Annotated in this window: 12 protein-coding genes and 1 rRNA gene; all 13 read left to right on the top strand. The window is 29.1% G+C overall.

What is annotated here, in order from left to right; translation table 11 throughout:
* Nucleotides 1-63: 63 nt before the first annotated feature.
* Nucleotides 64-810, top strand: coding sequence for a response regulator transcription factor (locus KQI18_RS05410; RefSeq protein ID WP_216466669.1), 747 nt, complete (start codon nt 64-66; stop codon nt 808-810).
* Nucleotides 803-2,266 carry a HAMP domain-containing sensor histidine kinase gene (locus tag KQI18_RS05405; RefSeq protein WP_216466668.1) on the top strand — a complete coding sequence of 488 codons (1,464 nt, stop codon included), beginning with the start codon at nt 803-805 and terminating at the stop codon, nt 2,264-2,266. The genes KQI18_RS05410 and KQI18_RS05405 overlap by 8 nt, the downstream gene beginning before the upstream one ends.
* A gap of 222 nt (nt 2,267-2,488) precedes the next feature.
* Complete coding sequence (locus tag KQI18_RS05400) at nt 2,489-3,178, top strand: polyphosphate polymerase domain-containing protein (RefSeq protein ID WP_216466667.1); 690 nt, start codon at nt 2,489-2,491, stop codon at nt 3,176-3,178.
* A gap of 61 nt (nt 3,179-3,239) precedes the next feature.
* Complete coding sequence (locus KQI18_RS05395) at nt 3,240-3,914, top strand: DUF4956 domain-containing protein (RefSeq protein ID WP_216466666.1); 675 nt, start codon at nt 3,240-3,242, stop codon at nt 3,912-3,914.
* Nucleotides 3,915-3,929: 15 nt separating this feature from the next.
* Nucleotides 3,930-5,789 carry a CotH kinase family protein gene (locus KQI18_RS05390; RefSeq protein WP_216466665.1) on the top strand — a complete coding sequence of 620 codons (1,860 nt, stop codon included), beginning with the start codon at nt 3,930-3,932 and terminating at the stop codon, nt 5,787-5,789.
* A 109-nt stretch (nt 5,790-5,898) separates the two neighbouring features.
* A complete protein-coding gene (locus tag KQI18_RS05385; protein ID WP_216466664.1) occupies nt 5,899-7,029 on the top strand; it encodes an acyltransferase family protein in 1,131 nt (376 codons plus the stop codon).
* A gap of 349 nt (nt 7,030-7,378) precedes the next feature.
* Nucleotides 7,379-7,918: a helix-turn-helix domain-containing protein gene (locus KQI18_RS05380; RefSeq protein WP_216466663.1), complete on the top strand. Its 540-nt coding sequence runs from the start codon at nt 7,379-7,381 to the stop codon at nt 7,916-7,918.
* Between the two features lie 18 nt (nt 7,919-7,936).
* Nucleotides 7,937-8,977 (top strand): spermidine/putrescine ABC transporter ATP-binding protein, encoded by a 1,041-nt coding sequence (potA, locus tag KQI18_RS05375; RefSeq protein WP_216466662.1) that lies wholly within the window; start codon nt 7,937-7,939, stop codon nt 8,975-8,977.
* Nucleotides 8,977-9,822 carry an ABC transporter permease gene (locus KQI18_RS05370; RefSeq protein WP_216466661.1) on the top strand — a complete coding sequence of 282 codons (846 nt, stop codon included), beginning with the start codon at nt 8,977-8,979 and terminating at the stop codon, nt 9,820-9,822. The genes potA and KQI18_RS05370 overlap by 1 nt, the downstream gene beginning before the upstream one ends.
* A gap of 104 nt (nt 9,823-9,926) precedes the next feature.
* A complete protein-coding gene (locus KQI18_RS05365) occupies nt 9,927-10,604 on the top strand; it encodes an ABC transporter permease (RefSeq protein ID WP_216467099.1) in 678 nt (225 codons plus the stop codon).
* Nucleotides 10,601-11,656: an ABC transporter substrate-binding protein gene (locus tag KQI18_RS05360; RefSeq protein WP_420372066.1), complete on the top strand. Its 1,056-nt coding sequence runs from the start codon at nt 10,601-10,603 to the stop codon at nt 11,654-11,656. Before KQI18_RS05365 ends, KQI18_RS05360 begins: the two co-directional genes overlap by 4 nt.
* Nucleotides 11,657-11,945: 289 nt before the next feature.
* Complete coding sequence (locus KQI18_RS05355) at nt 11,946-12,920, top strand: glycoside hydrolase family 73 protein (protein WP_216466659.1); 975 nt, start codon at nt 11,946-11,948, stop codon at nt 12,918-12,920.
* 228 nt (nt 12,921-13,148) lie between these two features.
* A 16S ribosomal RNA gene (locus KQI18_RS05350) occupies nt 13,149-13,272 on the top strand; the annotation flags it as partial.

Raw genomic sequence — 13,272 nt, 5'->3', positions numbered from 1 at the left:
TTTTATAAAGAATTATACTAGAAAACTGATATAATTTATTTTAGTAATAGTTAGGAGGTATTTATGTCAAAACTTATATATATAGCTGATGATGAAGAAAATATAAGAAAGCTTGTTAAAAAGTTTTTAGAAGATGATGGTTATGAAGTTAAAGATTTTGTTAACGGAAGCGAGCTTTTAGAAGAGTTTTTTATTAAAAATAGCGATTTCGTAATTTTAGATATTATGATGCCAGGATTAGACGGATTTCAAGTATGTAGTAAACTTAGAGAGATAAGTACTGTTCCAATAATAATGTTAACTGCAAGAGACACAGATATAGATTATATTGCCGGACTTACTTTGGGAAGTGATGACTATTTTACAAAACCATTTAGCCCAATGGCACTAGTAATGAGAGTAAGATCTATTTTTAGAAGAATTGAGTTTGAGAAAAATCAACTAAAAAAATTTAATTCAAATGTTACAAATGATCAAAATAATTCTGGAGTAGTAGGAAATTTTGAACTTAAATTTGGTGATGTAGTAATAGATGAAAGGAGTAAAATTGTGAAATACGGATATGATGGGAATAATATATATTTAACTCCAAATGAGTATAATTTAATAACCTATCTATTTAAAAATTGTGATAGAGCTATTTCTAGAGAAGAATTATTAGATAAAATTTGGGGGTATAATATTGAAGTTGAAACTAGAGCTGTTGATGATACTGTAAAAAGGCTTAGAAAAAAGATTTCTAATACAAATATAAAAATAGAAACAGTGTGGGGATATGGTTTTAGATTAAAGGAAAATATTGATGATTGATATAATAAAATCTAATATTATAAAATTTAAAGGAAAAAAACTAAGTATAAAGTTTAGGATATTAGCTAGTATAATATGCTTAATAACAGTAGTATTTTTAGCGATCATTGTGTCTTTTAATTTGCTAGTAAATAGATATATTGATTCTAGTGCTAATGAACAGCTAATAAGAGCTAGAAAGAGTGTAGAAAAAATAGACGATATGCCTAAACCTATAAAACCACCCACAGATCAGAATACAGAAGAACCGAGAGAAATTTCTGATTTTATGAGAGATGTGCAAGAAAAAGTTAGGCTTGCTGAGATAGAATCAGAATCAAACGCTATGGTAATAAATTCTAATTATACATTGTTAATTCCAAATAGATACAATGATTTTTTAAAAGATATAACAGAGATGGAGAATTTAAATAATGAACTTAAAAATAAAAAATTTGATTTAAATACGAAAGAAAACAGAAGAGTATCCACTAAAAGCAGAGATTATTTTGTATCAAGTGTTAATATATCCAATAGAAATGAGATAGATGAACAGTATCTAATTATTTTTATCGATATATCTAGCACGATTACTTTAGCGAAAAGAATTAACTTTGTACTATTACTAGTAATGTGTGTTGCAGAAGCTCTTTCTATAATTATAGCTACTATTTTATCAGAAAAAATTGCTAAACCTATAAAAGAACTATCTGGATTTGCAAAGCAAATAGGAGAGGGTAACTTTAGTACAAGGGAAAGTGATTATTTAGATGAAGAGCTTTCAGAATTATTTAAAGTTATGAATAAAAGTGCTGAATATCTTGATAAATACGATAAAGAGCAAAAAACTTTTTTCCAAAATGCTTCTCACGAACTAAGAACTCCACTTATGTCGATAAAGGGTTATGCTGAAGCGATAAAATACAATGTGATAGAGAAAGATGAAGCTAGTGATATAATCTTAGAAGAGAGCGATAGACTAAGTGATATGGTAGAAGATCTTTTATATATATCTAAAGTCGACAATATCTCAAAAAGTTATGTAATGAATGAATGTGATTTAAGAGAAACTCTGTCAAACTGTTGTATAAAATTAAATGCAAGAGCTATAAATAATAAAATTGAATTTATATATGATTTTGATGCCAGACCAGTACTCCACAATTGCGATGAAAAGTATCTAGCAAGAGCATTTCTCAATCTAATTGAAAATTGCTTAAGGTACGCGAAAAAGAATATATTTATTAGATGTAAGTATATAGATGATTATATAAATATATCAATTGAAGACGATGGTGAAGGTATTTCAAAAGAAGATTTACCACATATATTTAATAGATTCTACAAAGGCGAAGGTGGCAAACATGGAATTGGGCTTTCAATAGTTGAATCTATAGTTATAAAACACAATGGCTCTATAGAGGCATCTAATAGTGATATAGGTGCTGTATTTACAATTAAATTTCCAACATACTAATACTAAAGTATAACCTATAGGATTCCGGGGAGATATTCACCCATGAATTCTATAGGTTATTTTATTTAAAGCGTATATTTTGCCACAAATTTGCCGTTGTTTTACGGAGAAATGGGGTAAACAAGTGACATATAATAAAAAAGCAAGAGGAGGGAGATATTTAAATTAAGTTAGTAAATAGATTATGTTATATAGAGTAAATACTGCGAAAGGAATGGTTGCATGAAGAGTAATTTTAAATACAGATTTGAGATAAAACATATAGTAAGTGAAGCTGATGTAATTTCTATAAAGTCAAAACTATGTAGAATAATGAACAATGATCAGAATTCATCTAAAAACGGAAAATACACTATTAGAAGTCTATACTTTGATACCCCAAAAAATAAAGCTGTAGCAGAAAAGCTGGATGGAGTTCCTTATAGAGAGAAGTTTAGAATTAGATTTTATAATTACAATTCAGATTTTATCAAATTGGAAAAAAAGATTAAAAATAATGGTATGACTTTAAAATTTTCTGCATCAATTACTAAAGATGATGTGGAAAAAATCTTAAATAATGACATTGAGTTTTTAAAACAAAGAGAAGATAGTTTACTTAAAGAGTTTTACATAAAATTAAAACATACTATGCTACAACCGAAATCGATAGTAGATTATGAGAGGGAAGCTTATGTATACCCACTTGGAAATGTAAGAATAACTCTAGATAGTAATATTAGAAAGGTGGTGAATTCATTGGATCCTTTTGATTACAAATCAATAACAACACCTATAGTTGAAAATGATATGAGTGTGCTTGAAGTTAAGTATGATGAATTTATGCCTGACTTTGTTAGAGATTTGATTCAAATAAACAAATGTAGTAATACTGCTATGTCAAAGTATGTATCCAGTAGGCTATACATATAAGAACAAAAGTATAAATTAAAAAATTAAGAATAACTGATAGAAAAGAGAGGATGATTTTAAAATGACATTTAATGATATATTCAAATCTAGCTTTATAGAAAAAGTTTCGGGATTTTCTATAATTGACAGTGTTTTAGCTTTAGGAGCAGCATTTTTGATAGGTATGTTTATCTATTTAATATATAAAAAGACTTTTATGGGTGTTATGTACTCAAGACCTTTCAATGTTTCTCTAGTAGCACTTACAGTATTAACAACATTCGTTATACTAGCAGTTACATCAAATGTAGTGTTGTCTCTAGGTATGGTAGGAGCATTATCAATAGTGCGTTTTAGAACGGCTATTAAAGATCCGATGGATTTAGTATTTTTATTTTGGTCACTAGCTTCGGGAATAGTTTTGGGCGCTGGTCTTATACCACTTGCAGTATTGGGTTCAATGATTATTGGACTTATATTAGTTGTATTTTCTAACAAGACAATTTTATCTACACCATACATACTAATGGTAAACTGTGACGGTGAGAATTCAGAAAAAGAAACAATGGATTTGGTTAAAAGAATATTTAATAAATATCAACTAAAGTCTAAGAGTATCACATCAGAAAAAGGTATAGAACTTGTTATTGAAGTTAGAATGAAAGACGGTGAGACTGTTTTTGTAAACAAATTAAACAACGTATTAGGAGTATCTAATACAGTTCTTGTTAGCTATAACGGAGATTATGTTGGCTAGAGAGGAGTAATTTATATGAGAAAGAACAAAAATCTTGTGCTCCTGACAACTGTAATGGCAACATTTTTATGTGTAATAATTGGTTTATACAGTATTTCTGATGTAGCTAGTGTAGATTTATTTGATAATACATATATTGAAAAATATTTTGATAAAGAAAAGGTAATGGATATAAATCTTGATATATCAGAGGAAGATTTAAAAGATATGGATGAAAATGCCATTAAAGAAGAATTTAAACTAGGTAATATTACTGTAAACGGTGATATTTATAGTAATGTTGGTGTCAGAACTAAAGGGAACTCTAGTCTTACATCTGTCGCTAACAGTGATAGTGATCGTTACAGTTATAAGATAAGTTTTGATAAATACAATAATGGTCAAAATATGGAGGGACTAACTACACTGAACTTAAATAACAATTATTCAGATCCATCATACATGAGAGAATACATATCTTACAGTATATGTAAGGACATGGGGCTACCTACGCCAGAATTTGCATTTGCAAAAGTATCTATAAATGGTGAATATCATGGGCTTTATCTTGCAGTTGAAGATATAGGAGATTCATATCTAGAAAATAACTTTGGAAATACAACAGGAGAATTGTATAAAGCTGAGGAGAGAGCCTCTCTTGTTTATCAAAATGATGACAGTGAGAGTTATTCATCATTAGTCTACAAAGGTGATAAAAAGAACAATTCATGGTCAAATGTTACTAAATTACTTAAATCACTTAAAACTGGAGAAGATATAGAAAAATATTTAGATGTAGACTCAGTAATTAAAAATATTGCTATAAATACAGCTTTGTTGAATTTAGATAGTTACCAAGGAAATTTTGCACATAATTACTATTTGTATGAGCAGGATGGCAAGTTCACAATGTTACCTTGGGATTTCAATATGTCTTTTGGAGGCTTTGGAGGAGCTGGAGGTATGTCTAGAAAAGAAGATAATAATGGACAAGCAACTAAGAATAAACAAACACAAAATCAAACTTCAAATAAAGAAACTAATAATGAAAACTTAACAGACACTGGAGAGGAAAATAATCAGGAAAATGATATTCAAAATGACGTTCAAAGTATATATATAGACGAACCCACTACAGGAAGCATGGATGAACGACCTATGGTATCTACAATACTTAAAAATAGTGAGTACAAAGAGAAATACCATGAGTACTTAAATGAAATTGTCACAAAGTATCTAGATTCAGATTACATAGAGAACATGACAACAAAAGTAGCAGATTTAATAGACCCCTATGTTAAAGAAGATCCAACAATATTTTATAATTATGAGGACTTTAAAACAAATATATCATCAAAAGTAGAAGATAGTAGTGATAATAGGGGCCAAAAATCAACTCCAGGAATTTTAGAAGTATCTGAGAAAATGAGCGCTACAATAAAATCTCAGCTTTCAGGAGAGACATCCTCTGTAAAAGATAAAAATACGGAAGAGATATCAGAGGCATTTGCTGGTCCTCCGGAGGATATTGGAAGCATAAATGAATCTGATAAAAATGGAAAAAATGCAGATCAAAATGAAGATCAATCGCCAGGAAATGGTAATATGCCTCCTATGAATGGTAATGTACAACCAACAGAACTAGAGAACAATTCGAATGTCAGTGAGAATAGTAAAAAAGACTCCAATAACAATAATAATCAGCAAAATAGAGAAATGCCTAATGGAGAAAATAAAGCAGCTCCAACAGAAAGAGGTAACATTAAAATGGGTGGAGATCCTAATAGTATAGGTAATATTAAGCAAAATTTAATTATAGTTGGTATATCTATATCAATTATGATTATTATGTTAATATTTACAAAGTTATTAAAGAAGAGGAGAGTAATTAGATAAAATCTTATATATTAGTTTATTTACTCAAACAAATGTATAAGACTAAATATTTGATGAACAAAAGTGTAAATAGATTGAATGTGATTTTGAATACTTAGGAGAGAATGGCATGAAAGATTTTGAAGCTAAATTAAACAATATAACTATAGCAAAATCATTAGGAATTTTATTAGTGGTTAGCGGACATATTGGAGGAATATATCAGTATATCGGAATACCAATATATTCAACAAAGCCAGAAGAATTATTTCCTGCCTATTCATTTCACATACCGTTATTTATATTTTTATCGGGTTATTTCTTTAATCCTTCATATATTCATAATTTAAAAGTACTCGTATCAAAAAGGATTAATACTTTAGTTTTACCATACTATAAATGGAATTTATTCTATGGAGTATTAGTAACTATATTAATTAACACTAATGTTTTTAGCAATGCAAATACTATAACTCTTTACAACCTAATTATTGAACCAATCTTTGGTGCATATCAGTATAATTTAAATGGACCAGCCTGGTTTATGCTTTCCTTATTTTTTATTCAAATATTTTACACTCTTATAAAGAGAGTTTTAGAAAATAATAATGAGAAAGTTGATTTATACATTTTAATCGTACTCATTGTAGTTTCAATAGTATCAATTGTTATTTCTAATAATATAGAATTGAAACAACACGTATTACTATTATTCATATTTAGAACAAGTTTTGGCATTTTGTTTTTCCATTTGGGTTATTGTTTTACAACCTATATTAGAGATAAAATCCAATTTTCGTGGAAAAGTCTGATTATAATAATAACTGTTAAATTAATTTTTACTGTAATAGCAGGGAAAAACACAGTTTTTAGTATGAGGACTATGATTTTTTATAGAAATAACTTTTCTCCTATAATCGCATCAATGTTAGGTATACTGTATATATTAAATATTTCAGAACTTATATATTCAGTATTAAGTAAGAAAGATTTAATTCTAACGAGAAAAGTACTTAACTTTATTGGTACTAATACGTGTTCGATTATGATACATCACATGACTATAAATCTTGCAATAACACTTACTTTAAAGAAACTTGGTATTTCAGAAGGAATTTTAGGATCGAATACTCTGTTTGAGTTTATGATAAGACCAACACTTTGTTTTATTCTAGCAGTATATTTTGATAAATATATGAGTAAAATATTAGAGTTTTCTTACTCATTGGTAAAAAAATATAATTTTAGTTATAGTAAATAGCATAAAAGTATTTAGCACTCTTAATATTAAGAGTGCTTTTTTTATAGTAAATAACTATAAATAAATAATAATATTAAACATGTATAAAAAGTATCTGATTACTGAAAATATCAATATATCTATTTTTATATTTTTAAAAAAATAGTTAGAAAAACTAAACTTTTTAAATATTAATATAAACTTATTTTTAAAATAAACTACCAATATGTTTATATAACTTAATTACATGAAATATGTTAAAAATAAAAAAAACAAAAAAACCCTTGAATTTATCTGTGAATTTATATATAATTAGCTATGTTGTTTAGAAAAATTAAACTTAATGTTTAGTAAAATTAGGAGGCACAAAATGGATATCGGTGAAAAAATCAGAAGGCTAAGGATAGAGAAACAGCTGACCCAGGAAGAGTTAGCAAATAGATGTGAACTATCAAAAGGTTTTATATCACAGATTGAAAATAATTTGACATCACCATCCATAGCTACATTAATAGATATATTAGAAATTCTAGGTACAGATTTAAGAGAATTTTTTAATGAGAGAAATGATGAAAGGATAACTTTCACAAAGGACGATATGTTTGAAACTGAAGATGAGGAATTAAATTATAAGTTGAAATGGTTAGTACCTAATGCACAAAAAAATGAGATGGAGCCAATTATAATCACTCTAGAATCTTCAGGTAGATATAAGGAAGAAAAACCTCATGAAGGCGAAGAATTTGGATATGTATTGGCAGGATCAATATATGTCCATATGGGAAATAAAAAACTAAAAGTGAAAAAGGGAGAGAGCTTTTATTTTAGATCACGCGAAAATCACTATATTTCAAATGAAGGAAAAACTATAGCAAAGGTTCTTTGGGTGACTACTCCTCCCTCATTCTAAAAGAGAGGTGTTGGATAATTGGAAAACATAGTAGAATTAAAAAATATATCTAAGGCATATGAAGATAATATTGTCTTGGATAATTTCAACCTAGAGATTAGAAAAAATGAATTCTTGACATTACTAGGGCCAAGTGGTTGTGGAAAGACTACAACTCTTAAAATTATCGCTGGATTTGAATTTGCAGATGAAGGTCAAGTGATGTTTGAAGGTAAGGAAATTAGCGATGTTCCACCATATGAAAGAAGCGTTAATACTGTTTTCCAAAAGTATGCGTTATTTCCTCATATGGATGTTTATGAAAATATAGCATTTGGACTTAAAATTAAAAAAGTTGAGAAAAGTGTTATAGATCAAAAGGTAAAGGATATGCTAAAACTTGTGGCGCTTAGTGGATTTGAAAAAAGAAAAGTAGAATCCTTAAGTGGTGGTCAACAACAGAGAATTGCCATTGCTAGAGCACTAGTAAATGAGCCAAAGGTATTGTTACTAGATGAGCCATTAGGAGCACTGGATTTAAAATTAAGACAAGAGATGCAAATAGAATTAAAGAGAATTCAACAAAAGCTAGGAATAACGTTTATATTTGTAACTCACGATCAAGAAGAAGCATTAACGATGTCAGACACAATAATTGTAATGAACAAAGGGAAAATACAACAAATGGGTACTCCGGAGGATATCTACAATGAGCCAGAAAATGCTTTTGTAGCGAAATTTATCGGTGAAAGTAATGTTATAGATGGGGTTATGCTTGACGATTACAGAGTTAAGTTTTCTGGAGTCGAATTTGAATGTGTCGATAAAGGCTTTGAGAAAAATGAAGATATAGAAGTTGTTGTAAGACCAGAAGATATTAAGATGGTAAAGCCTGAAGAAGGAATGCTTAAAGGAAAAGTAATATCTTCTGTATTTAAAGGGGTTCACTACGAGATGGAATTAGATGAGAATGGGAGAACTTGGTTGATACAGAACACGAAAAATGCTGAAATTGGAACAGAACTAGGTATGGATATATATCCAGAAGATATCCATATAATGAAAAAAGTGAGAAGCTAATGAAGACAGTTCAAAAAAAATCAATATTAGCTTATCCTTATTTCGTGTGGAGTCTAATTTTTATAGTAATCCCCTTATTACTAGTAGTATTTTTTAGTTTTACTAAAGAAGTAGATACCGGATATGTATTTACTCTTGAAAACTACAAAGAAGTAATTAGTCCAATATACGCTAAGGTTTTTGGACGTTCTATAGTATTAGCTGGTGGTGCAACTTTGTTATGTCTTGTTATTGGATATCCTGTAGCTTATTTGATTTCAAAGTTTCCAGTAAGTAAAAGAGGTAAATTAATACTATTGTTTATTCTACCAATGTGGATGAATTTCCTTCTTAGAACTTATGCCTGGGTAGCAATACTGGGCAAAAACGGGCTTTTAAATACATTTTTAGGATTCTTCGGACTAGAAGGAATCAATATATTATACACAAATTATGCTGTACTTTTAGGTATGGTTTATAACTTCTTACCGTTTATGGTACTTCCTATATATACAGCTCTATCAAAAATGGACGAAGATCTTATAAATGCAGCACACGATTTAGGTGCAAACAATATCACAGTATTTAGAAAGATAATATTTCCATTAAGTTTACCTGGAGTATTTTCTGGAATAACTATGGTATTTATGCCAGCAGTAACGACATTTGCGATATCTAGACTTCTTGGAGGCGGAAAAGTTATGCTGGTTGGTGATCTAATTGAGCAACAATTTACAGTAGTAGGTGATTGGAATTTCGGTTCCGCAATATCTATGTTTATGATGGTGATTATCCTTATATCAATGGCTGTTATGTCTAAGATGGATGATGATTCAGGCACGGAAGGCGGTGGATTCCTATTTTAAAATTAAAGAAAATTATATCTAATGTATATTTATTCTTAGTGTTTTTATTCTTATATGCACCAATAGGTGCACTAGTACTATTCTCATTTAATGATTCTAAGTACATGTCTAAATGGGATGGATTCACTTTTAAGTGGTACGGCCAATTGTTCCAAAATGAAGGGATAATGAGTGCGCTTTATTATACAGTTACCATTGCAGTTTTAGCATCTGTTATAGCAACTATAATAGGTACTATTAGTGCGATAGGGATTGTAAAAATGAGAGGTAAAAGTAAAAAAATAATCTTAAATATAAATTATATTCCGATTTTAAATACAGAAATTGTTACAGCTGTTGCTTTGATGAGTCTATTTATATTTGTAAAAATGGAATTTGGATTTATGACTATGCTTTTATCTCACATAATGTTCTGTATTCCTTATGTAATACTTTCAGTTTTACCTAAGATTAAACAACTTCCTGAAAATATTGAGGATGCTGCTATGGATTTAGGGGCTACACCTATGTACGCTCTTAGAAAAGTTATTCTTCCTCAAATAAAGCCAGGCATAATTTCAGGTTTTCTGATAGCTTTTACAATGTCTATAGATGACTTTATAATAAGTTTCTTCAATACAGGAAATGGTGTAAGTAACTTATCTATAGAGATATATGGTATGGCCAGAAGAGGAATAAAACCAGAGATAAATGCTTTATCTACAATAATGTTTACAGTTGTTTTGGTACTACTTTTATTATCAAATAAAAAACAGTCTATAGTAGGAGGGGATAAAAAATAATGAAAACTAAGAAAATATTATCTCTTTTACTAGTATTAATTATGTCTATAGCTATGTTTACAGGTTGTAAAAAATCTACAGATACTTCTAAGAAGGTACTATATGTATATAACGTAGGTGACTATATTGATGAATCGCTTCTTAAGAAGTTTGAAAAAGAAACTGGTATCAAAGTTCAATATGAGACGTATGATACTAATGAAATGATGTACCAAAAAGTAAAAAGTGGGAGCACAAACTACGACTTAGTTTTTCCATCAGATTACATGGTTGAAAAGATGAAGAATGAAGACCTATTAGAAAAGATTGATTTTAAAAATATACCAAACTTTAAATATATAGATGATGGATTTACAAATCCAGAGTATGATAAAACCAATGAGTACAGTGTCCCTTATATGTGGGGAACACTAGGTATACTCTATAATAAAAAAGAAGTTAAAGAGCCTATAGATTCCTGGGATATACTATGGGACTCTAAATATAAAGGTAATATGATGGTATTTGATTCTGTTAGAGATACTATGGGTATAACTCTCAAAAAATTAGGATACAGCATGAACAGCACTAATCCTAAAGAAATCGAAGAAGCAAAAAAACTATTATTAAAGCAAAAAGATTTAGTTTTAGCTTATGTAAATGATGAAGGAAAAGATAGGCTCCTTGGAGAAGAAGTAGCTATGGGAATGATATATTCTGGGGATGCAGTTACTCTAAAGGATGAAAATCCTAATTTAGAGTACGCTATACCAAAAGAAGGTAGTAATAAATGGGTAGATGCAATGTGTATTCCTAGTACAAATAAGAATAAAAAAGAAGCAGAAATGTTTATAAACTTCTTATTAGATCCTGAAAATGCAAAGGTTAATACTGAATATATAGGCTATTCTACGCCGAATAACGGAGCTATAGATCTTTTAGATGACGAGATTAAAAATGATCCAGTTGCTTACCCTTCAGATGAAATTTTAGATAAGTGCGAAACTTTCATTGATATTGGCAATAGTATTAAGCTTTATGATAAAGCATGGATAGAGTTAAAATCAAAATAAATAAAAGGATATTACAATAGCCTAATCGGCTGATTGTAATATCCTTTTTCTTATTAAGTAGTTTGTTTGATTAGTTAAATATAATTTTTCATTTATAAAGTCTCACTTTCAAATATTCTCATGCTTTTTAATAATGCATAACACACTAATTGACTCCAAGGTAGAAGAAATATTTTATAAAAATATAAATGGATTTTATATTTAGGGAATGATATATTCTTTTTAAATTGGTATAAATATGTTAAAATTATTAAAATAAATTCATTTATATTGATAGGAAAGGATGATTATGGCTACTAAGACTGAGAAAAGTATAAAAAGAAATAAAAGAAGAAATAGCGGATTCAAACGAGGCATGAAAAAAATCTTTATAACCTTTGCAACTGTGCTTAGTATAATTGTCTTATTCAATGTTACCAAAACTCTTGAAGATATTTTTGGCAGAAAAAACATTGAAAATTCAAAAATTGAGTATTATGTCAATATTGCCGATGAAGTTAGTGAAAGTAAGGCTCAAGTTAGCTGGAAAGAAATTTTGGCTATAGAATCAGTAAAAAATGATGGTGATTTAAGCGAGGTACGAAAGAGTGAAAGTATAAAAATTGGTGAAAAATTCTTAGTAAAAGATAAAGACAAATCTGGAAATACCTTATATAAAGTAAAAAAGCTTGATGATGTATTAAATGAACTGCAATTTAATGATGTTCAAAAAGAAGAGGTAAAGCAAAGTATTACTGACCTAGAGTATGTTTTTTTAGGAAAGACACTTTCAGAGAATGATTATAGAATCTTATTTATAAAAGACATGGAAGATGCAGCAATACAAAACTATTATGAATATGGAATACTCCCTTCAATAACTATAAGTCAAGCAATATTAGAATCTGGATGGGGTAACTCTGCTCTAACAAAAAAAAGCAATAACTTATTTGGAATAAAAGCAGATAATAGATGGAATGGTGAAAAAGTTGGAATTGAGACAACTGAAAATTATGATGACAAAATAGTAGCTAACTTTAGATCATATAAATCACAAAAAGAATCAGTAAGAGATTATGGAAAGTTTTTAACAGATAATAGCCGCTATAGTAAACATGGTTTGTTTAACTCAAATTTCTATGTAGACCAAGCCCAAGCTCTTGAAGATGCTGGTTACAGTACTAAAATCAATGAAAATGGAGAGAAGATATACGCAGATATGTTAATAGGAGTTATAAAAAACTACAATTTACAGCTTATAGACAACAAAGTAATGGAAAAATAAAATAAAAATAAAAAAATTGTAAAAAAGTGTTGACTCATGACAGAATAGATGATATTATTATTACTGTGCTCAAGAGAAGCACGAGAAACAAAAGAAACTTATAGTAAATACAGAAATTGTATTAAAAGAACATTGAAAATTAAACAGTAGGTTAATTTATAAGAAAACAAGAAATAAACCATATAAAGCCAGATATTTTGATAACAATAGTATCTGAGCCATCAAATTTTTTTTGAGAGTTTGATCCTGGCTCAGGATGAACGCTGGCGGCGTGCCTAACACATGCAAGTCGAGCGAACCCCTTCGGGGGAGAGCGGCGGACGGGTGAGTAACGCGTGGGTAACCTACCCTG

This window comes from Metaclostridioides mangenotii (assembly GCF_018917235.1).
In the GTDB taxonomy this organism is placed as follows: Bacteria; Bacillota; Clostridia; order Peptostreptococcales; family Peptostreptococcaceae; genus Metaclostridioides.
The sequence above is the reverse complement of the archived record's forward strand: the minus strand, read 5'-3'. Positions and strand labels throughout refer to the sequence as shown.

Bases quoted from the DNA above. Each gene is read 5' to 3' on its own strand.
- KQI18_RS05395 (WP_216466666.1), top strand. From the start codon at position 3,240: ATGACATTTAATGATATATTCAAATCTAGCTTTATAGAAAAAGTTTCG.
- KQI18_RS05355 (WP_216466659.1), top strand. From the start codon at position 11,946: ATGGCTACTAAGACTGAGAAAAGTATAAAAAGAAATAAAAGAAGAAAT.
- KQI18_RS05405 (WP_216466668.1), top strand. From the start codon at position 803: ATGATTGATATAATAAAATCTAATATTATAAAATTTAAAGGAAAAAAA.
- KQI18_RS05380 (WP_216466663.1), top strand. From the start codon at position 7,379: ATGGATATCGGTGAAAAAATCAGAAGGCTAAGGATAGAGAAACAGCTG.
- KQI18_RS05400 (WP_216466667.1), top strand. From the start codon at position 2,489: ATGAAGAGTAATTTTAAATACAGATTTGAGATAAAACATATAGTAAGT.
- KQI18_RS05365 (WP_216467099.1), top strand. From the start codon at position 9,927: ATGTCTAAATGGGATGGATTCACTTTTAAGTGGTACGGCCAATTGTTC.
- KQI18_RS05385 (WP_216466664.1), top strand. From the start codon at position 5,899: ATGAAAGATTTTGAAGCTAAATTAAACAATATAACTATAGCAAAATCA.
- KQI18_RS05370 (WP_216466661.1), top strand. From the start codon at position 8,977: ATGAAGACAGTTCAAAAAAAATCAATATTAGCTTATCCTTATTTCGTG.
- KQI18_RS05410 (WP_216466669.1), top strand. From the start codon at position 64: ATGTCAAAACTTATATATATAGCTGATGATGAAGAAAATATAAGAAAG.
- KQI18_RS05390 (WP_216466665.1), top strand. From the start codon at position 3,930: ATGAGAAAGAACAAAAATCTTGTGCTCCTGACAACTGTAATGGCAACA.